We start from the raw sequence: 22,866 nt of genomic DNA, 5'->3' as shown, positions 1-22,866 counted from the left end.
CGCACTGCAGGGGCATCCGACCCCCGCCGTGCTCATGCCTCTTTGCGAAAACTGTCCCGGTACTGAGTCGGCGTCACCCCCAGACGCTGACTGAAGATCAGCCGCATCCGCGCAGCGCTGCCAAATCCGCAGTGATACGCCACAGCCTTGATCACCATTTCGCTGCCTTCCAGCAAGTGGCGGGCGGCGTCGATGCGCGCGCGCTGCACGAACTCCGCAGGCGTGACCTTGGCGTCGCGGGCAAACACCCGGGCGAACGTGCGCGGACTCATCGCCACCACATCGGCCAGTCGCTCCACTGAAAACGGCTCGCCGATGTGTTCCATCACGTAGCGCTGCACTTTGGCCACGGGCGAATCGTCATCGGCCGACGCCGCAAGGTACGGGCTGAATTGCGACTGCCCGCCCTGACGCTGGGCCAATACCAGCAGACGCTTGGCCACCGCCAGGGAAATCGCCGGGCCGTGATCCTCCGCCACCAACGCCAGCGCCATGTCGATGCCCGCCGTGACCCCGGCCGATGTCATCAGCGCACCGTCGCGAACATAGATGCGGTCGAGCTCGACCCTGGCGTGTGGGAACTGATCGGCGAGTTCCTGAGCGTGGCTCCAGTGGGTAGCGGCCCGCTTGCCATCCAGCAACCCGGCGTGCCCGAGGATGAACGCACCGGTGCAGATCGAGCCGTAGCGTTGCGCGTGGGGCACGGCTTCCCGCAGCCAGTGGGTGATGGCGGGCATTTGCGCACCGTCCGGCAGCGCAGGGCCGCCCGGAATCAACAGGATGTCGAACGTCTTCGGCGCATCCGCCAGCAAATACTGCGCACCCAGTGGCATGCCGTTGGACGCGATGATCGGGTAGGGCGCCGCGCCGAGGGTAATGATGTCGTAGCCATCACCCTCGGGCAGGAAACGATTGGCTTCGGCGAAAACGTCGAGCGGGCCGGCGACGTCCAGGGACTGCACGTTGGGAAACAGCACGATCGCAACGCGCTTCATGCAGTCTTGCTCCAGACGGAAAGAGGGGGGGGCTGAGGCGACCGTTGCTGTGGGATTTATCCCGTCAAACCGGCTCAAGTCGCAAACGGTCCGAGCGCAAGCCGCCTTACTTCTTCGGCAACGTGGTGACGTTGTCCCACTCGGTAATCAGCGCTTTCTTGTTCTTGCGGTCGTAGAGGCACAGCTCGGTGCCGGTCTTGTTTTTCATGAACGCTTGTTTGTACTGGCCTTTGATCAACAGCGCGTTGAAGCCGACGCTGTCATCGAAGGCCGCATCGGCGCCGGCAGGTTTGGCGTTTTTCAGGGAGCTGGCGCTGACACAGCTGTCGACCAGGGTTTTGTTGAAGGCGGCCCAGGCATCAGGGCTGGAGGCGTTGGCCTGGCCAGCTGCGCAGGCGGTCAGAATGAGTAACAGTGCGGTGTGCATCTTCATGGGTAAGGCTCTCCATGGCGTGAGGGAGGAACGCGTCTCGGCGCAGATTCAGCGCGGTTCGAGTTCGTGGCGCTGAATATATTGCATACCGGCGCGCTCATACAGCCGGCGTGCGCCCAGATTGCTTTCCATCACCTTGAGATCGACGTGGCCTTCGCCTCGCTGACGGAAGGCCGCGAATGCCTGATTCAGCAACGCCAGACCCACGCCTTGACGGTGCGCGCGAGGATGGACCACCAGATTGCGAATGAACGCGCTGGTCCAGCATTGCGCAACACCCACCACACCCTGAGCATCTTCCAGAACGAAACACAGCGCCTGATCACACTCGGGATCGGTCTCGAAGGCGCTCAGCCAGCTGGCATAGTCGGCCACCCGGCCGCCGCCGTACTCGCGTCCCAGCATCAGTAACTGATGAACCGCCGAGGCGTTCTGAACGGTCAGTCCAACGGAGCGCACGGCGGCGGGCCAGCCCGAATCCTCAAAAGCCAGGCCGAGGTCGCGGCGCATCAGCCAGTAATGCGTTGTAGAGGCATCGCTTGCGGCGGGTCTCAGATTCCCTGAGCTTCTACAGTGCGGGCGGCTTCGATCAAACATCGTGTCAGCTCGGGCGAGGAGAACTTGGTCAGAACAGCGTTGGCGCCGGCAGCATTGGCTTTCTCGGCATTCATCGCACTGTCCAGTGAAGTGTGCAGCAGCACGTACAGCTCCTGGAAATCCGGTGTTTCCCGAAGCGTGCGGGTGAGCGCGTAGCCGTCCATCTCCGACATCTCGATGTCGGACACCACCACATTGATCTGCTGTGCGGTGCCTTGCAGGTCAAGCAACTGATCGATGGCTTCCCGCGCACTGCGGGCGGTGTGGCATTCGATGCCCAGATTGCGCAAAGTGATCACCGATTGCTGCAGCGCCACCTGGCTGTCATCGACCACCAGAATGCGCGCCTTGGCCAGCACTGCGGCGTCTTCGGCACTCAGCTCGGCGCGTTCGGCGACGATCCGCGGCGGGGCGATGCCGTGGATGACCTTCTCGATGTCCAGCACCTGAACCAGCGTCCCGTCCACCTGCGTCACGCCGGTGATGAACGACTTGTTGCCGGAGCCGAAGGGCGGCGGACGAATATCGGTGGTCAGGCAGTGAACGATCTTGCTGACGGCCTGTACATGCAGCCCCTGCTTGGAGCGGCTGACATCGGTGACGATCAGGCAGCCGCCATCCGGGTCCACCAACGGACGCTCGCCAATGGCACGACTCAGGTCAATGACCGACAGCGGGTTGCCTCGCAACGTGGCGACGCCCTTCACGTGTGGGTGGGATTCCGGCAAACGCGTGAGGGGAGGGCAGGGGATGATCTCACTGACCTTGAGCAGGTTGATCGCCATCAGCTTTCCGCTGCGTAACGTGAACAGCAGAAGCGAGAGTGAATCTGCGCGGACGTTCTTGGACATATAAACCTTCTGTGATGCGTTGCCTGGCCGCGTGGGTTCGGCCAACAGCTTTCGATGACGGTTTATCGACCTGACGAAGTCAGGCTTTAGCCCTTTCGATTTTCCCCGGCCGGCGGGCCTGTCAGCATTGCAGTCAAATTGACTGCGCGACGGTCATTTTGACTTGCGATTTGACGGGGTCATATTGACTCTGCGTCGGTCAGCCCTTGATTTCAGGCCTTCGAACGGCTGGCACGATTCCTGAACTACCGAGGTGACGCTTGCTCATCACTTCTCAGGAGTTCTCTATGTTGTCTGCATCGGATCGTGCCATCGTTAAATCGACAGTGCCACTGCTGGAAAGCGGCGGGGAGGCGCTGATCACCTATTTCTACAAACTGCTGCTCGACCGATACCCGCAGGTGCAACCCCTCTTCAACAAGGCTCACCAAGCCAGTGGTGATCAGCCCCGCGCACTGGCGAACGGGGTGTTGATGTACGCGCGGCACATCGATCAGCTGGACCAACTGGGCGATCTGGTCGCCAAGATCATCAACAAGCACGTGGCGCTGCAGATCCTTCCCGAGCACTATCCGCTCGTCGGCGAGTGCCTGCTGGAGTCCATCAGCAATGTGCTTGGCCGCGAGATAGCGACGCCAGAAGTGATCACCGCGTGGGGTAACGCCTACGGGCAACTGGCGAACATTCTGATGGGCGCTGAAGAAGCCATCTACGAAGAGAAAGCCCAGGCGGTGGGCGGCTGGCGTGGAGAGCGTGAATTCAAGGTGGTCGCCAAGACGCCGGAGAGCGCGGAAATCACCTCGTTCTACTTTGCGCCGGCAGATGGCCAGCCGATCCTGCAATTCACCGCCGGCCAGTACATCGGCATGCAGCTGCACGTGAACGGCGAAGAGATCCGCCGCAATTACTCGTTATCGGCGCTTGCCGGCAACAATCAGTACCGCATCAGCGTCAAGCGCGAGCCTGACGGAGTCGCCTCCAACTATCTGCACGATCAACTGCAGGTCGGCGACAGCATCAATCTGTACCCGCCGGCTGGAGAGTTCATCCTGACCGAGAGCGACAAACCGCTGGTGCTCATCAGCGGGGGCGTCGGCATCACGCCCACCCTGACCATGCTTGAAGCGGCGTTGCCGACCCAGCGGCCGATCTACTTCATCCACTGTGCGCGCAACGGCTCGGTTCATGCCTTCCGCGACTGGATCGAAGACCTGGCCAGCACGCATCCGCAGCTCAAACGTTTCTATTGCTACTCGGAAGATGACGGCGTCAGCCCGTCGGCCCATGCGATCGGCCTGCTGGATCAGACGCGGTTGGAGGAGTGGTTGCCTGAGAATCGCGATGTCGATGCCTACTTCCTGGGTCCAAAAGGCTTTATGGCGGCGATCAAGCGTCAATTGAAGGCGGCCGGTGTGCCCGATGCGCAGGCGCGCTACGAGTTCTTCGGTCCTGCCTCAGCACTGGAATAATCGCTGCGACAATTAGACGCATCCTACATATATATAGAAAGGATCTATGCGGCGATCCGGCCCTGCGACAAAAAGCCGCACGCTTCTATATATAAGCAGGAAACAGAAGGGGTCACGATAGCCTTTGAATTGGAATGTTAACGCTCGGCTAATGCGGGTCTGTTCACCATTGCGCCGGTTGTGGCGGTGGACTGAGAGGCGTTGGCGTTCTGTCCCGAATCGCACTGCATGAACGGGGTGTCACGAGGGTGATAGAATCGCCGCCTTTGCGGGGCGTCCGGGCCGCAACACTCCACATCCGTCGATCCGGATGACTCCAATTCAAAGGGCATGTGAATGACTGAAGAGATGTTGTACTTGCGGCGTGAGAAGCAGTTTCTGGTAGTGCTGGGAATTATCTGCCTGGCGTTGATCGGCGGTGCCTTGTACATGCAGGTGGTGCTGGGCGAAGCGCCTTGCCCGCTGTGCATTCTGCAGCGGTATGCGCTGTTGTTCATCGCGGTGTTTGCGTTCGTTGGCGCAGCAATGCCCGGCCGCTTGAGCCTGACTATCTGCGAGGGGCTGGTGATGTTGAGCGCAGTGGGCGGGCTCGTTGCCGCGGGACGTCATGTGTATATCCAGACCCATCCGACCGAGAGTTGCGGCATCGACGTGCTCCAGCCGATTGTCGACGGTCTGCCCCTGGCGTCGCTATTTCCGCTAGGCTTTCAGGTAGGTGGTTTCTGCGAGACGCCATATCCGCCAGTTCTCGGTTTGTCTCTGGCGCAGTGGGCATTGGTAGCGTTCGTGCTGACTGCGGTGCTGGTTCCGGTGGGCATTATTCGTAACCGGATGAAAGCACGCTGATTACAAAGTGTTGCGTAACAAAGCCCCTGTGATGCTTCAAGGGAACCGGGGCTTTGCGCCGTTTCAAGGTGCGACATAACACCGCATTTTTACCGATTACGAAATTAACTGTTGCGCAGAAACTTATAGTCAATAAAACTTTACGTATCTACAATCGCCCCCAATTCACGCCCCCCCTCATTTGCGGGACGGTGTAAATCGAGGTTATTGAGCGTTTTTTCGCTCTAGTAGACGCGGTTCGAATGGCCTCCTGAGTCACGTTCTGAATGTCTGCGCCAAGGGATAGGGTCCGCATTAGCGGGTGCCACCATTCGAATAAGAAACCGAAGCTCAACCCGGATTTGTTGTGAGGCCCACATGCTTCCTGACAGGCCCCTTTTCAATCCAAGCATTTGCCAGCACCTGGCAGGGTGAAGTGTTGGCGGTCGAAACCCAACTGCGATGCGAAAGCTGCTTTTAGAGGTCGTGAGATGAGTAAAAAAAGGTACCCCAGGTTTTTTGGCTTCTTGGCCCTTTTCAGCATGCTCCTGCTCAGCGGGTGCGATTACACCCTGCTGGATCCAAAAGGCCATGTCGGCGTTCAAGAGCGTGACCTGATCATCACTGCTACCTTGCTGATGCTGCTGGTGGTGGTGCCGGTCATTTTCATGACCATCATCTTCGCCTGGAAGTATCGCGCTACGAACAAGAGCGCGACGTACACGCCTGACTGGGCGCATTCGACCCGGATTGAACTGGTGGTCTGGCTGGTTCCATTGGCCATCATCATCGTGCTCGGCTATGTGACCTACAAGTCGACCCACGCGCTGGACCCTTACCGCCCGCTCGAGTCGGACGTCAAGCCAGTGACCATTGAAGTGGTCGCGCTGGACTGGAAATGGCTGTTCATCTATCCGGAACAGGGCATCGCCACCGTCAACAAGATCGTGTTCCCCGCCAACACGCCGATCAATTTCCGCATCACTTCCGATTCGGTCATGAACTCGTTCTTCATCCCTGCACTCGGCGGCCAGATCTACGCGATGGCCGGCATGCAAACCAAGCTGCACCTGATCGCCAATGAAAACGGCGAGTTCGATGGTATCTCCGCCAACTACAGCGGCGCAGGTTTCACCGGCATGAAATTCAAGGCGACAGCCACCTCACAGGCTGATTTCGACGCCTGGGTTGCCGACGTCAAGAATTCACCAAAACAACTGGCAACGGCCGAATACGCCGCGCTGGCCAAGCCTAGCGAACGTAACCCCGTTGAACTCTACTCCTCGGTCACTCCGAACCTGTTCCAGATCATCATCGACAAGTATGAAGGTATGAAGCCGGGCAAGATTGTCCATGAGAAGAAAGAAGTAGCAGGTACGGAAGGGATGGACATGGGTAAGAATTCAGCTGCTCAGGCAGAGGAGTAAACAATGTTTGGTAAATTAAGTCTGGACGCGATTCCGTTCCACGAGCCGATAGTCATGATCACGGTCGCCATGATCGCGATCGGTGGTGCGGCGTTGTTGGGCCTGATCACGTACTTCAAGAAGTGGACTTACCTCTACACCGAGTGGCTGACGTCCGTCGACCACAAGAAAATCGGTGTCATGTACATCATCATTGCAATGGTCATGCTGCTGCGTGGCTTTGCCGATGCCGTGCTGATGCGCTCGCAGTTGGCCATGGCCACTGAAGGCTCTCCTGGCTACCTGCCGCCTGAACACTATGACCAGATCTTCACCGCTCACGGTGTGATCATGATCATCTTCATGGCGATGCCGTTCTTCACCGGCCTGATGAACATCGTCGTGCCTCTGCAGATCGGTGCTCGCGACGTTGCCTTCCCGTTCCTGAACTCCTTGAGCCTGTATCTGCTGATTTCCGGCGTGATCCTGGTCAACGTGTCTCTGGGCGTCGGTGAGTTCGCACGTACTGGCTGGGTTGCCTATCCGCCGCTGTCGGAACTTGGCTATAGCCCGGGCGTGGGTGTGGATTACTACATCTGGGCACTGCAGCTGTCAGGACTCGGGACAACGTTAACCGGGGTCAACTTCCTGGTCACCGTGCTGAAGATGCGTACGCCTGGCATGAAACTGATGGACATGCCGATCTTCACCTGGACCTGCACCTGGGCCAACGTCCTGATCGTGGCTTCGTTCCCGATTCTGACCGGCACCCTGGCATTTCTGACCCTCGACCGTTACCTAGACTTCCACATCTTCACGAACGAGTTGGGTGGTAACCCGATGATGTACGTGAACCTGTTCTGGGCATGGGGTCACCCTGAGGTTTACATCCTGATTCTGCCGGCGTTCGGGGTTTTCTCCGAAGTCATCTCGACGTTCACCGGCAAGCGCCTGTTCGGCCACCACTCGATGATCTACGCCTCCGGCGCGATCTCGATCCTGGGCTTCATGGTCTGGCTGCACCACTTCTTCACGATGGGTTCGGGTGCAAGCGTCAACGCCTTCTTCGGTCTGGCGACGATGCTGATCTCCATCCCCACGGGTGTGAAGCTATTCAACTGGCTGTTCACGATTTACCAGGGCCGTCTGCGCTTCACCGCGCCAGTCATGTGGACCCTGGGCTTCATGGTGACCTTCTCCATCGGTGGTATGACCGGCGTACTGCTGGCTATCCCGGGTGCTGACTTCGTTCTGCACAACAGTCTGTTCGTGATCGCGCACTTCCATAACGTGATCATCGGTGGCGCTGTGTTCGGTTACATCGCCGGCTTCGCGTTCTGGTTCCCTAAAGCGTTCGGCTTCAAGCTGAACGAGAAGTGGGGCAAGGCAGCGTTCTGGTTCTGGATCTCGGGCTTCTACGTCGCGTTCATGCCGCTTTACGCACTGGGCTTTATGGGCATGACCCGTCGTCTGAACACCACAGACAATCCGGACTGGACGCCGTACCTGCACGTCGCGTTCGTGGGCGCTGCACTGATCGCTGTCGGTATTGCCTGCCAGTTGATCCAGATCTACGTGTCTATCCGTGATCGCGAGCAGAACCGCGACCTGACCGGTGACCCGTGGAATGGCCACACCCTGGAATGGTCGACTTCGTCGCCACCTCCGTTCTACAACTTTGCAGAAATGCCGAAAGCCAACGAGATCGATCCGTTCTATGCCGCCAAGCGTGATGGCGAGGCGTACAAGGTTCCGGCCAAGTACTCCGACATCCACATGCCGAACAACACGGCGACGGGCATGGTGATGGGTCTGCTGCTGACCGTCTTCGGTTTCGCGATGATCTGGCACATCTTCTGGCTGGCTGCCGTCAGCTTGATCGGTACCATCGTGTACTTCGTGATTCACGCTGCACGTGACGATCAGGGCTACATGGTTCCTGCATCCGAAGTGGCCCGCATCGAAGGCGAACAGCACGCGATCCTGGCGCGGGTCCGCAACGGTCAGACAAACACTCCTGTCAACAAGCTGGAGCAGGCATAAACAATGTCGAACTTAGTATTTGATGGTGCGAAGGGTCACGACCACGGTCATGACCACGACCACGAGCACGACCATGGTCACCATGACGCCGGCGAGATGAAGATCTACGGTTTCTGGATCTACCTGATGACCGACTGCATTCTGTTTGCGTCGATCTTCGCCATTTACGCGGTATTGGTTAACAACGTAGCGGGTGGTCCTGCGGGCCACGACATCTTCGAACTGCCTTACGTGCTCGGCGAAACCGCCTGCCTGTTGCTCAGCTCGATTACCTACGGTTTCGCCATGCTGGCGATGCACAAGGGCAACAAGTCGGGCGTTCTGGGCTGGTTGTTTGTGACCTTCCTGTTCGGCCTGGGCTTCATCGGCATGGAGATCAACGAGTTCCACCTGCTGATCTCCGAAGGCTACGGTCCTAACCGCAGCGGTTTCCTCTCGGCGTTCTTCACGCTGGTCGGCACCCACGGTCTGCACGTGACCAGCGGCCTGATCTGGATGGCGATCATGATGTACCAGGTCTCCAAGCACGGTCTGACAGGAACCAACCAGACTCGCCTGAGCATGCTCAGCCTGTTCTGGCACTTCCTGGACGTTGTCTGGATCTGCGTGTTCACCGTTGTCTATCTGATGGGGACCATTTAAATGGCGAATTCACATCACTCCCATGACGCTGCCAGCCACGAACCTGCCAGCCACGGTAGCTTCAAGTCGTACATGGTCGGTTTCGTACTGTCGATCATCCTGACCGCAATCCCGTTCGGCCTGGTGATGTTCCCGACGATTTCGAAAGTGGCCACCCTTTGGGTTGTCCTGATCTTCGCAGTCGTGCAGGTTCTGGTTCACCTGGTGTATTTCCTGCACCTTGACCGCTCGGCAGCGCAGCGCAACAACGTCATCGCGTTTGCCTTCGCGGGCCTTGTGATCGTGCTGCTGGTGGGCTTGAGCACCTGGATCATGTTCAGCATCCACACCGCCATGATGGCGAAGTGAGGAAAACCTGATGTCACTGAAGCACTTTATCCAAATCACCAAACCGGGGATCATTTTCGGTAACGTGCTTTCGGTGGCAGGTGGCTTTTTTCTGGCTTCCAAGGGACATGTCGACATCGGCCTGTTCCTGGCAGCCGTGATCGGGACTTCACTGGTGGTGGCTTCTGGCTGCGTGTTCAACAACTGCATCGATCGCGATATCGATGTGAAGATGGAGCGCACCAAGAATCGGGTGCTGGTGCAAGGATTGGTGTCGGTGAAACTGGCACTGATCTACGCCACCGTGCTTGGCGTTGTCGGCGTCGGCCTGCTGTACACCAAGGCCAACCCACTGGCGGCGCTATTTGCCGTGATCGGGTTCGTGATCTACGTCGGCTTCTACAGCCTGTACCTGAAGCGCCGGTCGGTTCATGGCACGTTGGTTGGAAGCTTGTCGGGCGCGATGCCGCCGGTGATTGGTTACGTCGCAGTCAGCAACACGTTCGACCTTGCGGCGTTGACCTTGCTGGTGATGTTCAGCCTGTGGCAGATGCCTCACTCGTACGCCATCGCGATTTTCCGCTTCAACGACTATCGGGCTGCCTCGATTCCGGTGCTGCCGGTCAAGCGTGGTATCCGGGTCGCCAAGCGGCACATCCTGATCTACATCCTGGCTTTCCTGCTGGCGACCTTGATGCTGACCTTCGGCGGCTACGCCGGGCTCAATTATCTGGCCGTTGCGGCGGCGATGGGCATGTACTGGTTGTACATGGCCTGGACCGGCTACAAAGCCAAAGACGACACTGTTTGGGCACGCAAGCTGTTCGTGTTCTCCATCTTCACGATCACTGCCTTGAGCGTGGCCATGTCGCTGGATTTTCAGGTAACTAAGGAACTGTTGGTCACATACGCAGCGCCTTAGTGGCTTGAATGAAACGAAAAAACCCGGTTGCTCGCGAGAGGAACCGGGTTTTTTTCGGGCTGAATAAAGTCTGCCGGCTCAGATGGTCAGCCCTTTTGCAGGGGCTCCTCGGGGTCTTTTGCCGGTCCGAGCACGATGGCCAGATGACGCAAGTCTTCGATCTCTACGCTGACGCTTTTTCCGGAAGGGCTGGCGACCAGTTTGCCCAGGGCAAAGGCCGTGAAGAAGCGCACCTCGTCAGCGTGACTCAGCAGCTCGCTGAGGTAGCGGCTGGAGCGGTAAGCCTGCATCTGGGCAGGTGACACGTACAGGGTCACGAGCTTGCCTTGCAGCCGATCGAAGAACTTGAATTTGAAGCCTGTCCCGTAGCGCTCGACCAGTCCGCCGCCATAGAGCACGCGACGCTCGTCATTGAGCTGCGCGAACTTGATGTGGCGGAAATAGGCGCGCAACGACACCTCGCCCTGACCCGGAATACGCAGGGTCAGCAGCGCAAGCTCTTCCTTGGTCAATGAGGCTTGGGCCTGACGAAAGCTGTCGACCAGCCGCTCCAGATTGCCGGTGCGGTTCTGCTTGTCCTGCCTGGCTTTGAGCGCGTCTGCGGGAGCCGTGACGTCTTCGGGCTTCTCAGGCAGCTCGGCGTCAGGCTTGTCTGTTGGCGATGTGCGCTCTGCGCGCTTCTTTGGGGTGGGATCAAAGACGTCAATGTAATCATCCAGCTTGCGCTTGACCTTGCGCAGCTCGCTTTCTGCCTCGCTTTCGGCTTCCTGCCCAGCCGCCGTTTCGACGGCATCATCCACCCATTCGCAATCGGCGTGATGTTCGTAGTTCGGGTTGGCCCGGTAATGGGCCGCTACGAAGGTCGGATGCTCCTGAGGCTTCACGTCGTAGCGCACCCCGGTGATTTTGACACCCAGGGCGCGGCACGGCTCGGAAGAGCACAGAAAACTGAAACGCGCCCGAGGGGGCTCTTGAGAAAAGTACTCCCGCCGCGCCGCCACGATGGAAAGCTCTTCCTGCAGCTCGACGCAAAATGCGCGAGTAATGGTTCTGTTGGTTTTCATGGATACAGCGGGGTCCTGTGCAGAGGTCTTCCGGGCGTTCTGCGCACTGTCACTCTGTAGGCATCGCCAGCCATTCGCCGACCACTTTCTTGTAAGCGCCGGTGGCTTTGGAGAGATGCAGCCATTGATCGACATAGGCCTTCCAGGCCACGTCATCCCGCGGCAGCAGATAAGCCTTTTCGCCGTACTGCATGTAATTCGACGGATTGACCGTACACAGGCCGGGTATGCGTTTCTGCTGGTACAGCGCTTCGGACGCGTCGGTGATCATCACGTCGGCTTGCTTGTCGAGCAACTGCTGGAAAATGGTTTTGTTGTCGTGGAACGCCAGACTGGCGTTGGGCAGATAGGCGTGAGCAAACGCTTCGTTGGTGCCGCCCTGAGGTTCGATCAAGCGAACGCCGGGCTGATTGATCTGCTCAAGGGTCTGGTACTTCGACTCGTCTTCGCAGCGCACCAGCGGGACCTTGCCGTCGATGTCCAGCGTGCTGCTGAACGCCGCCTTCTTCTGGCGCTCAAGGGTGACCGAAATGCCGCCGACGGCGATGTCGCATTTGCCGGCCGTGAAATCGGGCATGAGGGTTTTCCAGGTGGTCGGGACCCACTCGATCTTCACGCCCAGGCTCTGCGCCAGCGACTGGGCCAGTTCGATGTCGATGCCTTCGTACTGGCCGTCGGGCTTGAGGAACGTATACGGCTTGTAATCGCCGGTCGTGCAAACGGCCAGCTGGCCCTTCTGCATGACGGTGTCCAGGTGCGACGGGGTCTCAGAGGCCTGAGCCTGGATGATGCTGAGCATGCTCAACAGCAAACCGGCGGTGATACGTGTCTTCATCAAGTCGATCCCTCTGCGTCAAATGCCTGTCTGCCGTTATAGAGGCGGTCGCCGTAGATGGGAAGCGTTATCCCGCGGAGGAGGGTGGGACGTCTTTGGCCCGCTTGGCTGCTTGCCGGGCAGGCCGGGTTTTCGCACGACGGTGCCGATACAGTGCGACGGCCGCGCCAAGCACGACCACGCCGAGGAAGATCGGCATTTTATAAGGCTTCAGGTTGCCGAGCATGTTCTCCAGGAAACCGCCCGCCCAGTAACCCGCAGCCAGAAACAGACTCGCCCAGACTGCCGCGCCAATCAGGTTGATGACGGCGAAACGGATAGGCGACAAGCGACTCGCGCCGATGACCAGAGGCCCGATCAGGCGCATGCCATAGAGAAAACGCACAGAGAAAATGGACGCCGTGGGGTAGCGCTTGATCAGGTCTGACACGCGATCGATGGTTGCCTGCTGACGGTGCAAGCGTGGCAGCAGGCGTGGCCCGAAGTAGCGCCCGGTCCAGAACAGAATCTGATCGCCGAGCATCCCGCCCAACGTGGCGTAGATGAGCACTTGCTGCCATTGCAGGACGTGCTGGTGCGCCGCCAGCCCGCCGAGGATCAGGATGGTTTCCCCTTCCAGCAGACAGCCGATGAATACGGCCCAGTACCCGTAGTTTGCAAGCAGATAGTTGAAGTCGATGTGTTCGAACATGGAGTGCCGGTGGTTTTCGGTGAATGGGTGCCTGCTGAAGTATCCAGCAGCGTGCGCGCCTCAGGGGCCTATCGCACGGCGTTCGACCGAAGTGGGTCGTCATCGGTTCGGTCGGTTTGAGTCAATCTCCCGGCGCTGTGACATCAGGGAAAGGTCTGTGGATCACTTAGGCAGTGGACCAGATGATCGTAGACAAGTCGTACCCTGCTCGGCACCGGTCCTGACTGCGTCCGGTACACGGAAAGATCCATTGGCGGCGGCGCGGCATTAGGCAACACCTCAATCAGACGCCCGTCGCGCAGGTGCGCCTCGGCCAGGTAATGCGGCATCTGCGCGAATGTGATGCCCGCCAGCACAAACTCCAGCTCAGTCTCCGGGTCATCACAACTGAAGGCGGGGGAGGGCGGCAAATAGCTCTGGCCTTCCGACAGAAACCACGGCCAGGGTCGTCCGTTGTTGCGATCGATGAGCGTCGACAGCGGCAGCTGTTTAAGTTCGTCGAGGGTGGCCGGCATGCCAACTGCTGCTATCAATGCCGGCGAGGCGACGATCTTCAACGGCACATGCGCGACTGGCCGGGCGATGTAGCGCCTGTCCCGAACCGTGCCGATACGAATGCCGATATCGATCCTAGACGCGACGGCATCGGTAAGTTGGTCGTCTAGGCTCAACTCGATCCGCAGGCCGGGATGTTGCTGCATTAATGGCTGGAGGAACCGGGCCAGATACAGGTTGCCGATCGAGTGCGGCGCCGTAACGCCCACGCGGCCTACCACATCCGCCGCCGAATTTTTCGTGTGGGCGGCGAACAGCCGATCGAACTGATCCAGGGTTTCGCGTGCCTGTCGCGCTACTTCGGCGCCGTACGCCGTGACTTGGGCCTGTCGCGTGCTGCGATGAAACAACGGCTCGGCGAAGGTTCGCTCGAGTTCCTTGACTGCACGCGTGACCTTTTGTGGCGAGGTGCCGAGGCGCGTTGCGGCTTCCCGAAACGTGGGCGCGTCCACGGCTACCAAAAAGATACGCAGCATTTCCATTCGGTTAAGCATGTGAGGCGCCCGCGTTCCAGAAAGTGGAATTCTCAAAGCCTAACTCTTCCATTTTCTGACAGGAATATCCATCGCAGACTGGTCCCATTAACTCCCCACACTTCAGGAAAACTGCAATGAGCAATGGCATCCAAGGCAAAGTCGTCGTCATCACCGGCGCAAGCAGCGGACTCGGCGAAGCCACCGCCCGGCACCTGGCAAAACGGGGCGCCAAGGTCGTACTCGGCGCACGCCGCCAGGAGCGCATGGACGTCATAGTCCGCGACATCAAGGCTACCGGCGGCGAGGCATCGGCCTACACCGTTGACGTCACGCGCCGAGACGACCTGTTGGCACTCGTCGAAAACGCTATTCGCGACTTCGGCCGTATCGACGTCATGATCAACAACGCCGGGCTCATGGCCATCGCGCCGATCTCCGAACTGCGGGTCGACGAATGGGACCGCATGATCGACATCAACATCAAAGGCGTCCTCTACGGCATCGCCGCCGCACTGCCGAAGTTCGAAGCCCAAGGCTCCGGCCACTTCATCAACATCTCGTCGGTGGCCGGCATCAAAGTCTTCAGTCCGGGAGGCTCCGTTTACAGCGGCACCAAGTATGCCGTACGCGCGATCTCCGACGGCCTGCGCCACGAAGTCGGCGGCAAGATCCGCACCACCACCATCGAACCCGGTGCCGTGGATTCCGAGTTGAAACTGGGCAGCGGCCATCAGCCGAGCGCGGATGTGGTCAAAGAGTTCTACAAACAAGCGATCCCGGCAGAGTCCGTCGCCCGCGCCATTGCCTACGCGATCGAACAGCCGAGTGATGTGGACATCAACGAGATTGTGCTGCGGCCGACTTCGCAGGACTTTTAATGGAGGCGGGCATTGCGGCGTGACCCCCGGCGCATTCCCGGCTAAAGCCAGTCCGACTGAGTGCACGCATAGTAGGACCGGCTTTAGCCGGGAAGGGGCCATTGTGAACGCCCTCAATTCTGCGGCGCGCCACCCGACGCGTTCCCGGCTAAAGCCAGTCCCTTTAAAGTGCACGCATTGTCTCAGTGGGACCGGCTTCAGCCGGGAAGGGTCGGTTTGAGCTCCATGAGATTTGCAGCGGACATATACCGCTCTCTGTGGCGCCAGTGATGAGTGAAAGGCAGGGCCATTGGCCCGCGACTCGCGGCATCCACCAAATCCCGCCCACAAAAAAACCGGCTCAAATCTGGCCGGTTTTTTTGTGCTTCAAGTCACGTAACCACTTGAAGGTGTTGCTGTTTGGTGCCCCGAGGGAGAATCGAACTCCCACTTCTTTCGAAAACGGATTTTGAATCCGCCGCGTCTACCAATTCCGCCATCAGGGCTCAATGGCGGCGAAGTATAGAGACGAGCCTACCGTTGGTCAATCATGTTTCATGGTCAATTTTCACTTATTCGGCTAAACTTCCCGGCCCTGCTAGACGAACCCCATCATGCGTGTCGCTGACTTTACCTTCGAGCTCCCGGATTCATTGATCGCTCGCCATCCTTTGGCGGAGCGACGCAGCAGCCGTTTGCTGACCCTCGACGGGCCAAGCGGCGCGCTGGCACACCGCCAATTCACTGATTTGCTGGAGCATTTGCGCCCCGGCGATCTGATGGTCTTCAACAATACCCGGGTGATTCCGGCGCGGCTGTTCGGGCAAAAAGCCTCGGGCGGCAAGCTGGAAATCCTGATCGAGCGCGTGCTCGATCAGCACCGTGTGCTGGCCCACGTACGCTCCAGCAAGTCGCCCAAGCCGGGTTCGACGATTCTCATTGATGGCGGTGGCGAGGCCGAGATGGTCGCGCGCCATGATGCGTTGTTCGAACTGCGCTTCGCGGAGCCGGTGCTGCCACTGCTGGAGCGTGTCGGGCACATGCCGTTGCCTCCTTATATAGACCGCCCGGACGACGATGCCGATCGCGAGCGTTATCAGACCGTGTACGCCCAGCGCGCCGGTGCGGTAGCAGCACCGACGGCAGGTCTGCATTTCGATCAGACCATGATGGCCGCGATTGCCGAGAAGGGCGTCGAGACCGCATTCGTGACGCTGCACGTCGGCGCCGGTACGTTCCAGCCGGTGCGCGTCGAGCGCATTGAAGATCACCACATGCACAACGAGTGGCTTGAAGTCACTCAGGAAGTGGTCGACGCCGTGGCCGCCTGCCGCGCACGCGGGGGTCGGGTGATCGCCGTGGGGACAACCAGCGTGCGTTCGCTGGAAAGTGCCGCACGCGATGGCGTGCTCAAGCCCTTCAGCGGCGACACCGATATCTTTATTTACCCGGGCCGACCTTTCCATGTGGTCGACGCGCTGGTCACCAACTTCCATTTGCCGGAATCGACGCTGTTGATGCTGGTCTCGGCATTCGCCGGTTATCCCGAAACCATGGCGGCCTACGCGGCTGCGGTGGAGCACGGTTACCGCTTCTTCAGTTACGGGGATGCCATGTTCATCACCCGCAATCCCGCGCCGACCGCTCCCGGGGAATCCACCCCGACGGACTCGGCCCCAGAGGATCACGCATGAGTCGCACCTGTCGTATGTCTTTCGAGCTGCTGGCCACCGATGGCAAAGCGCGTCGCGGTCGCCTGACCTTTCCTCGTGGCGTTGTCGAAACGCCTGCGTTCATGCCGGTCGGCACTTACGGCACGGTCAAGGGCATGCTGCCTCGGGACATCGAGGCCACTGGCGCTCAGATGATTCTCGGCAACACCTTCCACCTGTGGCTGCGTCCGGGCACTGAAGTCATCAAGGGCCACGGCGACCTTCATGATTTCATGCAGTGGAAAGGCCCGATTCTGACCGACTCCGGCGGTTTTCAGGTGTTCAGCCTGGGTGCGATGCGCAAGATCAAGGAGGAGGGCGTGACCTTCGCCTCTCCGGTTGACGGCGCAAAAGTGTTCATGGGGCCTGAGGAATCGATGCAGGTTCAGCGCGACCTCGGTTCCGACGTCGTGATGATCTTTGACGAATGCACGCCTTATCCTGCGGACGAAGAGGTCGCGCGCACCTCCATGGAGTTGTCGCTGCGCTGGGCCAAGCGCTCCAAGATCGCTCACGGCGAGAACACCGCGGCGCTGTTCGGCATCGTTCAGGGCGGCATGCACGAGAACCTGCGCATGCGCTCGCTCGAAGGCCTGAACGAACTCGACTTTGACGGCCTGGCGATTGGCGGCCTGTCGGTCGGCGAGCCCAAGGACGAGATGATCAAGGTGCTGGACTACCTGCCTGGCCGCATGCCGGCTGACAAACCTCGTTACCTTATGGGTGTAGGCAAGCCCGAGGACCTGGTTGAAGGTGTCCGCCGCGGCGTCGACATGTTCGACTGCGTGATGCCTACGCGCAATGCGCGAAACGGTCATCTGTTCATCGACACCGGTGTGCTGAAAATCCGTAACGCGTTTCATCGGTACGATGAGTCGCCGCTGGATCCGACCTGCGATTGCTACACCTGCAAAAACTTCTCCCGCGCCTATCTGCACCACCTGGACAAGTGCGGCGAAATGCTGGGTAGCATGCTCAATACGATCCACAATTTGCGCCATTACCAGCTGCTTATGGCTGGTTTGCGCGAGGCTATTCAACAAGGTACATTGGCCGCCTTTGTCGACACGTTCTATGCCAAACGCGGGCTTGTTACGCCGTTACTGGACTGAGCGACATCCGGTCTTTCGCTTCCTATTATTAAAATATGCAACTGGAGTGTTAAATGAGCTTTTTCATCTCTTCCGCTTTCGCGGATGCGGCTGCCCCTGCCGCTGCGGGCCCTATGGGCGGCGGCTTCGAGTGGATTTTCCTGGTCGGCTTCCTGGTCATCTTCTATCTGATGATCTGGCGTCCACAGGCCAAGCGTGCCAAAGAGCAAAAGAACTTGCTGGGTAACTTGCAGAAGGGTGATGAAGTCGTCACGACCGGCGGCATCGCGGGCAAGATCAATAAAGTGACTGATGACTTCGTTGTTATCGAAGTGTCCGACACCGTAGAGCTGAAGATCCAGAAGGGCGCCATCGCTGCCACCCTGCCCAAGGGCACTCTGAAAGCCATCTGATTCCAGTCTTTTACCAATCGACGGGGCGCGCAAGGCGCCCCGCGTTATAAGCAGGCGGCGTGATGTTGAACAAATACCCTCTGTGGAAATACATCCTGATCCTGGCAGTGCTGGTGATCGGTTTTATTTATTCCGCACCCAATCTCTACCCTGATGACCCGGCGATTCAAGTCACTGGCGCAAGCACTGCGCTGCAGGTCAATCAGGCTGATCTGGATCGCGTAAGCAAGGCGCTTACCGATGCTGGCATCGCGGTCAAGGGCGCGTCTCTGGCCGAGAATGGCAAGGGCGGTTTGTTGCGTCTGACCAAACAGGAAGACCAGCTGCCCGCCAAAGATGTCGCACGCAAGGCGCTGGGCGACGACTACGTTGTCGCGCTCAACCTGGCTCAGACCACGCCGAAATGGCTGCGCAGCATTGGCGCTACGCCGATGAAACTGGGTCTTGACCTGTCCGGCGGCGTGCACTTCCTGCTTGAAGTCGACATGGACAAAGCGCTCAGTGCGCGTCTGAATGTCTACGAAGGCGAAGTGAAGAGCCTGCTGCGCAAGGAAAAAGTCCGTTATCGCAGCCTGCCTCAAGACAACGGTGCTATCCAGCTGGGCTTCAGCGATGCTGATACCCGCGAACAGGCCCGTGCGCTGATCCGCAAGGACTACACCGATTTCGATATCACCACGAGTGATCGCGGCGAAATGCCGATCCTGCGTCTGGCCATGACGCCAGCCAAGATCGCTGAAATCCGCGAATACTCGATCAAGCAAAACCTGACCACCGTGCGTAACCGGGTCAACGAGCTGGGCGTCGCCGAGCCGCTGGTTCAGCGTCAAGGCGCCAACCGCATCGTGGTCGAGCTGCCGGGTGTTCAGGACACCGCTGAAGCCAAGCGTATTCTCGGCAAGACCGCCAACCTTGAGTTCCGTCTGGGCGCAGGTCCCGACGACAGCAAAGCCACCACCGAAATGTTCGAGTTCCGCGAAGGCGGTCGTCCTGCGGCGCCGGTCGAGCGTGGCCTGATCATCACCGGTGACCAGGTGACTGATGCCAAGGCCGGCTTTGACGAGCACGGCCGTCCTCAGGTGAACATCAAGCTGGACGGCCATGGTGGTGACCTGATGAGCCGCGCCACCCGCGCGAACGTCGGTCGCAGCATGGCGGTGATCTTCATCGAGCAGAAGCCGACTACCACTTACACCAAGCAAATGGTTAACGGCGTCGAGAAAGACGTGCCGGTCCAGACGTTCAAGGAAGAGAAGAAGATCATCAGCCTGGCGACCATTCAGTCGCCCCTGGGTGCTCAATTCCGCATCACTGGCCTGAACGGCGCGGGTGAGTCTTCCGAGCTGGCGCTGTTGCTGCGTGCCGGTGGTCTGGCTGCTCCGATGTACTTCGCTGAAGAGCGCACCATTGGCCCGAGCCTGGGTGCCGACAACATCACCAAAGGTATCGATGCATCCCTGTGGGGCATGCTGTTTGTCTCGCTGTTCATCCTCGCCATCTACCGTTTCTTCGGTCTGATCGCGACGGTGGCGCTGGCCTTCAACATGGTCATGCTGCTGGCACTAATGTCGCTGCTGGGTGCAACGCTGACCCTGCCAGGCATCGCCGGTATCGTCTTGACGATGGGTATGGCGGTCGATGCCAACGTGCTGATCTTCTCGCGGATTCGTGAAGAGATCGCCAACGGCATGACGGTCCAGCGTGCGATTAACGAAGGTTTCGACCGCGCGTATACCGCGATCCTCGACGCCAACCTGACGACGCTGCTGGTCGGCGGCATTCTCTTCGCGATGGGCACCGGCCCCGTGAAGGGTTTTGCGGTGACCATGTCCCTCGGGATCTTTACCTCGATGTTCACAGCCATCATGGTGACCCGCGCAATGGTCAACCTGATCTTTGGCGGTCGTGACTTCAAGAAGTTGTGGATTTAAGGGGCTGCCATGAAACGTACGATCAACTTCATGGGCGTTCGCAACATTGCGTTCGCCATTACCATGCTCCTCACCGCTGTGGCGTTGTTCAGCTGGTTCTATAAGGGGCTGAACTTCGGTCTGGATTTCACTGGCGGTACGCTGATCGAGCTGACCTACGAGCGTCCAGCCGATCTGCACAAAGTGCGCGAAGAGCTGGTTGCTTCGGGTTATACCGAAGCGGTCGTGCAGAGCTTCGGTGCGACCACCGATCTGCTCGTTCGCATGCCGGGTGAAGACCCGCAGTTGGGTACTCAGGTCGCCGAAGCGCTGCGCAAGACTGGCGCCGATAACCCGGTAACCGTCAAGCGCGTCGAGTTCGTCGGTCCGCAGGTGGGTGAAGAGCTGCGTGACCAGGGCGGCCTTGGCATGCTGCTGGCGCTGGGCGGTGTTCTCGTCTACCTGGCCTTCCGCTTCCAGTGGAAGTTTGCGGTCGGGGCGATTGTCTCGCTGATCCACGACGTCGTGGTGACGATGGGTATCCTGTCGTTCTTCCAGGTGACCTTCGACCTGACCGTACTGGCTGCGGTGCTGGCGATCATTGGTTACTCGCTCAACGACACCATCGTGGTATTCGACCGGGTTCGCGAGAACTTCCGTCTGCTGCGCAAGGCATCGCTGATCGAGAACATCAACATCTCCACCACGCAGACGTTGCTGCGGACCATGGCGACATCGATTTCCACATTGCTGGCCATCGTTGCGCTCTGGATCTTCGGCGGCGACAGCCTGCACGGGTTTTCCGTCGCGCTGTTCATCGGTGTTCTGGCAGGTACTTACTCGTCGATCTACATCGCCAACGTGGTGCTGATCTGGCTGAACCTGCGCAGCGAAGACCTGCTGCCTCCGGTCACCGTCGACAAAGTGGATGACCGCCCGTAACCGATAGTGGTAACCGGCCATCACCTAAAAAGGCGCGAGTGTGAACTCGCGCCTTTTTTTGTGCTCCAAGGCTGGGAGTAGTGCGAGCAATCGTGCTGAATATCGTCAGGAGGTTCACGTGAACAAGTCGTTGCTTATTGGTGCAGTATTGGGTGCTGTCGGTGTAACCGCCGGTGGTGCTTTGGCCACCTATAGCCTCGTAAAACAAAGCGGCCCTGAGTACGCAGACGTACTTGCCGTCGAGCCTGTTAAAGAACAAATCAAAACCCCGCGACAAGTCTGCAAAGACGTTGCCGTCACTCACCGCGCGCCGGTAAAGGACGAGCATCAGATCGTGGGGAGTGTCATCGGTGCCGTAGCGGGTGGCCTGCTCGGTAACCAGGTCGGTGGCGGTACTGGCAAGAAGATCGCCACGGTCGCCGGTGCGGTCGGTGGCGGTTACGCCGGTAACAAGGTTCAGGAAGGCATGCAGAACCGCGACACCTATACGACCACAGAGTCGCGCTGCAACACCGTCAACGACATCAGCGACAAAGTCGTCGGCTACAACGTGAAGTACAAGCTGAACGACAAAGTCGGGCAGGTTCGTATGGACCGTGATCCGGGCAGCCAGATCCCTGTCAACAAGGAAGGTCAGCTGGAGTTGAGCCAGGCTGGTCAGTGATAGGCTGATCCACTCATAAAAAAGCACCTTCGGGTGCTTTTTTATTGCCCGAATGATAAGAAGTCGGGCACAAAAAACCGGCACATGGCCGGTTTTTTTGTACTGCGCGCTGGGCTTAACGCTTCAGCGACGCCGGCACGAAGGGGGCGATCGAGGTCAGCACAGCTTTGAAGCACTTGGTATTGCCGGCAACAATGTGGCCTTTTTCAAGGAAATCGTGACCGCCGTTGAAGTCGCTGACCAGACCGCCTGCTTCCTGAATGAGCAGGGCGCCTGCGGCCATGTCCCACTCCGACAGACCCGATTCCCAGAACGCATCGAAACGGCCCGCAGCCACGTAGGCCAGGTCCAGGCTCGCGGCGCCGGCGCGACGGATGCCGGCAGTCTGACCGACGAGCGAACGGAACATGTTCATGTAGTTGTCGAGGTTATCGAGCTGGTTTTCGCGGAACGGGAAACCTGTGCCGAGCAGTGCGCCTTCAAGGCTCTTGCGCGGGCTAACGCGCAGACGACGGCCGTTCAGGGCAGCGCCACGACCGCGGCTGGCGGTGAATTCTTCCTGACGGACCGGATCCAGAACGACAGCGTGTTCCAGGCGACCGCGGTATTTGCACGCGATGCTGACGGCGAAGTGAGGAACGCCACGCACGAAGTTGGTGGTGCCGTCGAGCGGATCGATGATCCAGAGGTAGTCGGTGCCTTCGCCGCTGCCTTCATGCAGGCCGCTTTCTTCGCCAAGGATGCCGTGGGTGGGATACGCCTTGCGCAGTGCAGTGATGATGCTCTGCTCGGCGGCGCGATCGATTTCGGTTACGTAATCTTTCGCGTCTTTTTCGTCGACCTTGATGGTATCCAGGCGCTCGATGGAGCGGAAAATCAATTCGCTGGCGCTGCGGGCGGCGCGCAGCGCGATATTCAGCATGGGCTGCATGGATGGATCACCTAGGTCGTTAAAGAGAGCCGGCCATTCTATTGGTTCTCTTGGATGATTTCCAGCGCGAGTGCAGACTTTGCCGCGCGTCCGGTCGGCTTGGCGTGAGCATTTCGCCTGCGCCGTGTCTGCTTTTAGTGGCGTATCCCGTGCGTGAGGCGCAAGGTTCGTGGCGTTGAAGCAAGCGCTTCTGTAACATTCGTCCCCCTTTTCAC

The 22,866-nt window shown here is 59.1% G+C and carries 23 protein-coding genes and 1 tRNA gene; 14 read left to right on the top strand and 10 right to left on the bottom strand.

The annotated features are described in order from the left end of the window. Window positions 1–32: 32 nt before the first annotated feature. The 4 genes from ACQKEN_RS12575 to ACQKEN_RS12560 form a co-directional block, all read right to left on the bottom strand. On the bottom strand, window positions 33–995 hold the full coding sequence (locus ACQKEN_RS12575) for a GlxA family transcriptional regulator (protein ID WP_427685842.1): 963 nt from the start codon (window positions 993–995) through the stop codon (window positions 33–35). A 106-nt stretch (window positions 996–1,101) separates the two neighbouring features. Further along, complete coding sequence (locus tag ACQKEN_RS12570) at window positions 1,102–1,428, bottom strand: hypothetical protein (RefSeq protein ID WP_427685840.1); 327 nt, start codon at window positions 1,426–1,428, stop codon at window positions 1,102–1,104. Between the two features lie 48 nt (window positions 1,429–1,476). Further along, the gene (locus tag ACQKEN_RS12565) at window positions 1,477–1,938 is read right to left on the bottom strand and encodes a GNAT family N-acetyltransferase (protein ID WP_427685838.1); all 462 of its coding nucleotides are present in this window, start codon (window positions 1,936–1,938) and stop codon (window positions 1,477–1,479) included. Between the two features lie 41 nt (window positions 1,939–1,979). Then, window positions 1,980–2,876 (bottom strand): chemotaxis protein CheV, encoded by an 897-nt coding sequence (locus tag ACQKEN_RS12560; RefSeq protein ID WP_265387033.1) that lies wholly within the window; start codon window positions 2,874–2,876, stop codon window positions 1,980–1,982. A 287-nt stretch (window positions 2,877–3,163) separates the two neighbouring features. Here ACQKEN_RS12560 and hmpA point away from each other — a divergent pair, with 287 nt between their 5' ends. The 7 genes from hmpA to cyoE all read left to right on the top strand — a co-directional run bounded on the left by hmpA (window position 3,164) and on the right by cyoE (window position 10,510). Next, on the top strand, window positions 3,164–4,345 hold the full coding sequence (hmpA, locus tag ACQKEN_RS12555; protein ID WP_427685835.1) for an NO-inducible flavohemoprotein: 1,182 nt from the start codon (window positions 3,164–3,166) through the stop codon (window positions 4,343–4,345). Window positions 4,346–4,681: 336 nt separating this feature from the next. Beyond that, entirely contained in the window at window positions 4,682–5,191 is a 510-nt protein-coding gene (locus ACQKEN_RS12550; RefSeq protein ID WP_427685833.1) for a disulfide bond formation protein B, read from the top strand. Between the two features lie 470 nt (window positions 5,192–5,661). Further along, window positions 5,662–6,597 carry a ubiquinol oxidase subunit II gene (cyoA, locus tag ACQKEN_RS12545; RefSeq protein WP_427685831.1) on the top strand — a complete coding sequence of 312 codons (936 nt, stop codon included), beginning with the start codon at window positions 5,662–5,664 and terminating at the stop codon, window positions 6,595–6,597. A 3-nt stretch (window positions 6,598–6,600) separates the two neighbouring features. Continuing rightward, window positions 6,601–8,619: a cytochrome o ubiquinol oxidase subunit I gene (gene cyoB / locus ACQKEN_RS12540; RefSeq protein ID WP_065990059.1), complete on the top strand. Its 2,019-nt coding sequence runs from the start codon at window positions 6,601–6,603 to the stop codon at window positions 8,617–8,619. Window positions 8,620–8,622: 3 nt separating this feature from the next. Further along, window positions 8,623–9,261: a cytochrome o ubiquinol oxidase subunit III gene (locus ACQKEN_RS12535; protein WP_427685828.1), complete on the top strand. Its 639-nt coding sequence runs from the start codon at window positions 8,623–8,625 to the stop codon at window positions 9,259–9,261. Beyond that, the gene (gene cyoD / locus ACQKEN_RS12530; RefSeq protein ID WP_427685826.1) at window positions 9,262–9,609 is read left to right on the top strand and encodes a cytochrome o ubiquinol oxidase subunit IV; all 348 of its coding nucleotides are present in this window, start codon (window positions 9,262–9,264) and stop codon (window positions 9,607–9,609) included. Between the two features lie 10 nt (window positions 9,610–9,619). Then, the gene (gene cyoE / locus ACQKEN_RS12525; protein ID WP_427685824.1) at window positions 9,620–10,510 is read left to right on the top strand and encodes a heme o synthase; all 891 of its coding nucleotides are present in this window, start codon (window positions 9,620–9,622) and stop codon (window positions 10,508–10,510) included. Window positions 10,511–10,596: 86 nt separating this feature from the next. Here the strand turns inward: cyoE and ACQKEN_RS12520 are convergent, their stop codons facing one another. From ACQKEN_RS12520 to ACQKEN_RS12505, 4 genes are all read right to left on the bottom strand, one after another. Then, window positions 10,597–11,574, bottom strand: a complete 978-nt coding sequence (locus ACQKEN_RS12520) for an ATPase (protein ID WP_427685823.1) — start codon at window positions 11,572–11,574, stop codon at window positions 10,597–10,599. A gap of 49 nt (window positions 11,575–11,623) precedes the next feature. Beyond that, entirely contained in the window at window positions 11,624–12,409 is a 786-nt protein-coding gene (locus ACQKEN_RS12515; RefSeq protein ID WP_427685821.1) for a transporter substrate-binding domain-containing protein, read from the bottom strand. A 67-nt stretch (window positions 12,410–12,476) separates the two neighbouring features. After that, window positions 12,477–13,100 (bottom strand): DedA family protein, encoded by a 624-nt coding sequence (locus ACQKEN_RS12510; RefSeq protein ID WP_427685819.1) that lies wholly within the window; start codon window positions 13,098–13,100, stop codon window positions 12,477–12,479. 143 nt (window positions 13,101–13,243) lie between these two features. Next, window positions 13,244–14,137 carry a LysR family transcriptional regulator gene (locus ACQKEN_RS12505; RefSeq protein ID WP_427685817.1) on the bottom strand — a complete coding sequence of 298 codons (894 nt, stop codon included), beginning with the start codon at window positions 14,135–14,137 and terminating at the stop codon, window positions 13,244–13,246. 128 nt (window positions 14,138–14,265) lie between these two features. On the opposite strand from ACQKEN_RS12505, the gene ACQKEN_RS12500 reads away from it, so the two are divergent. Continuing rightward, on the top strand, window positions 14,266–15,009 hold the full coding sequence (locus ACQKEN_RS12500) for an SDR family oxidoreductase (protein WP_427685815.1): 744 nt from the start codon (window positions 14,266–14,268) through the stop codon (window positions 15,007–15,009). Window positions 15,010–15,409: 400 nt separating this feature from the next. Here the strand turns inward: ACQKEN_RS12500 and ACQKEN_RS12495 are convergent. Beyond that, window positions 15,410–15,494, bottom strand: a tRNA-Leu gene (locus ACQKEN_RS12495). Window positions 15,495–15,602: 108 nt separating this feature from the next. Here ACQKEN_RS12495 and queA point away from each other — a divergent pair. The 6 genes from queA (at window position 15,603) to ACQKEN_RS12465 (ending at window position 21,720) form a co-directional block, all read left to right on the top strand. Further along, window positions 15,603–16,682 carry a tRNA preQ1(34) S-adenosylmethionine ribosyltransferase-isomerase QueA gene (queA, locus tag ACQKEN_RS12490; RefSeq protein WP_427685813.1) on the top strand — a complete coding sequence of 360 codons (1,080 nt, stop codon included), beginning with the start codon at window positions 15,603–15,605 and terminating at the stop codon, window positions 16,680–16,682. Between the two features lie 14 nt (window positions 16,683–16,696). Then, window positions 16,697–17,812 carry a tRNA guanosine(34) transglycosylase Tgt gene (tgt, locus tag ACQKEN_RS12485; RefSeq protein WP_192171046.1) on the top strand — a complete coding sequence of 372 codons (1,116 nt, stop codon included), beginning with the start codon at window positions 16,697–16,699 and terminating at the stop codon, window positions 17,810–17,812. 53 nt (window positions 17,813–17,865) lie between these two features. Then, window positions 17,866–18,204 (top strand): preprotein translocase subunit YajC, encoded by a 339-nt coding sequence (gene yajC, locus ACQKEN_RS12480; RefSeq protein ID WP_037012510.1) that lies wholly within the window; start codon window positions 17,866–17,868, stop codon window positions 18,202–18,204. A gap of 62 nt (window positions 18,205–18,266) precedes the next feature. Continuing rightward, window positions 18,267–20,135, top strand: a complete 1,869-nt coding sequence (gene secD, locus ACQKEN_RS12475) for a protein translocase subunit SecD (RefSeq protein ID WP_065990037.1) — start codon at window positions 18,267–18,269, stop codon at window positions 20,133–20,135. 9 nt (window positions 20,136–20,144) lie between these two features. Beyond that, on the top strand, window positions 20,145–21,056 hold the full coding sequence (secF, locus tag ACQKEN_RS12470; RefSeq protein WP_265387020.1) for a protein translocase subunit SecF: 912 nt from the start codon (window positions 20,145–20,147) through the stop codon (window positions 21,054–21,056). Window positions 21,057–21,174: 118 nt separating this feature from the next. Further along, entirely contained in the window at window positions 21,175–21,720 is a 546-nt protein-coding gene (locus tag ACQKEN_RS12465) for a glycine zipper 2TM domain-containing protein (RefSeq protein ID WP_427685810.1), read from the top strand. 115 nt (window positions 21,721–21,835) lie between these two features. Here the strand turns inward: ACQKEN_RS12465 and suhB are convergent, their stop codons facing one another. Continuing rightward, on the bottom strand, window positions 21,836–22,651 hold the full coding sequence (suhB, locus tag ACQKEN_RS12460; RefSeq protein ID WP_074886357.1) for an inositol-phosphate phosphatase: 816 nt from the start codon (window positions 22,649–22,651) through the stop codon (window positions 21,836–21,838). Between the last annotated feature and the right edge of the window lie 215 nt (window positions 22,652–22,866).

Source organism: Pseudomonas sp. NPDC078416 (assembly GCF_050268485.1).
Classification (GTDB): domain Bacteria; phylum Pseudomonadota; class Gammaproteobacteria; order Pseudomonadales; family Pseudomonadaceae; genus Aquipseudomonas.
The sequence above is the reverse complement of the archived record's forward strand: the minus strand, read 5'-3'. Positions and strand labels throughout refer to the sequence as shown.

Excerpts from the sequence above, each read along its gene's own strand:
- ACQKEN_RS12575 (WP_427685842.1), bottom strand. The coding sequence starts at position 995 with ATGAAGCGCGTTGCGATCGTGCTGTTTCCCAACGTGCAGTCCCTGGAC.
- queA (WP_427685813.1), top strand. The coding sequence starts at position 15,603 with ATGCGTGTCGCTGACTTTACCTTCGAGCTCCCGGATTCATTGATCGCT.
- ACQKEN_RS12550 (WP_427685833.1), top strand. The coding sequence starts at position 4,682 with ATGACTGAAGAGATGTTGTACTTGCGGCGTGAGAAGCAGTTTCTGGTA.
- ACQKEN_RS12570 (WP_427685840.1), bottom strand. The coding sequence starts at position 1,428 with ATGAAGATGCACACCGCACTGTTACTCATTCTGACCGCCTGCGCAGCT.
- ACQKEN_RS12565 (WP_427685838.1), bottom strand. The coding sequence starts at position 1,938 with ATGCGCCGCGACCTCGGCCTGGCTTTTGAGGATTCGGGCTGGCCCGCC.
- cyoE (WP_427685824.1), top strand. The coding sequence starts at position 9,620 with ATGTCACTGAAGCACTTTATCCAAATCACCAAACCGGGGATCATTTTC.
- ACQKEN_RS12535 (WP_427685828.1), top strand. The coding sequence starts at position 8,623 with ATGTCGAACTTAGTATTTGATGGTGCGAAGGGTCACGACCACGGTCAT.
- ACQKEN_RS12500 (WP_427685815.1), top strand. The coding sequence starts at position 14,266 with ATGAGCAATGGCATCCAAGGCAAAGTCGTCGTCATCACCGGCGCAAGC.
- secF (WP_265387020.1), top strand. The coding sequence starts at position 20,145 with ATGAAACGTACGATCAACTTCATGGGCGTTCGCAACATTGCGTTCGCC.
- ACQKEN_RS12520 (WP_427685823.1), bottom strand. The coding sequence starts at position 11,574 with ATGAAAACCAACAGAACCATTACTCGCGCATTTTGCGTCGAGCTGCAG.
- hmpA (WP_427685835.1), top strand. The coding sequence starts at position 3,164 with ATGTTGTCTGCATCGGATCGTGCCATCGTTAAATCGACAGTGCCACTG.
- yajC (WP_037012510.1), top strand. The coding sequence starts at position 17,866 with ATGAGCTTTTTCATCTCTTCCGCTTTCGCGGATGCGGCTGCCCCTGCC.
- cyoA (WP_427685831.1), top strand. The coding sequence starts at position 5,662 with ATGAGTAAAAAAAGGTACCCCAGGTTTTTTGGCTTCTTGGCCCTTTTC.
- ACQKEN_RS12515 (WP_427685821.1), bottom strand. The coding sequence starts at position 12,409 with ATGAAGACACGTATCACCGCCGGTTTGCTGTTGAGCATGCTCAGCATC.
- ACQKEN_RS12560 (WP_265387033.1), bottom strand. The coding sequence starts at position 2,876 with ATGTCCAAGAACGTCCGCGCAGATTCACTCTCGCTTCTGCTGTTCACG.
- suhB (WP_074886357.1), bottom strand. The coding sequence starts at position 22,651 with ATGCAGCCCATGCTGAATATCGCGCTGCGCGCCGCCCGCAGCGCCAGC.
- tgt (WP_192171046.1), top strand. The coding sequence starts at position 16,697 with ATGTCTTTCGAGCTGCTGGCCACCGATGGCAAAGCGCGTCGCGGTCGC.
- cyoD (WP_427685826.1), top strand. The coding sequence starts at position 9,262 with ATGGCGAATTCACATCACTCCCATGACGCTGCCAGCCACGAACCTGCC.
- ACQKEN_RS12505 (WP_427685817.1), bottom strand. The coding sequence starts at position 14,137 with ATGGAAATGCTGCGTATCTTTTTGGTAGCCGTGGACGCGCCCACGTTT.
- ACQKEN_RS12510 (WP_427685819.1), bottom strand. The coding sequence starts at position 13,100 with ATGTTCGAACACATCGACTTCAACTATCTGCTTGCAAACTACGGGTAC.
- secD (WP_065990037.1), top strand. The coding sequence starts at position 18,267 with ATGTTGAACAAATACCCTCTGTGGAAATACATCCTGATCCTGGCAGTG.
- cyoB (WP_065990059.1), top strand. The coding sequence starts at position 6,601 with ATGTTTGGTAAATTAAGTCTGGACGCGATTCCGTTCCACGAGCCGATA.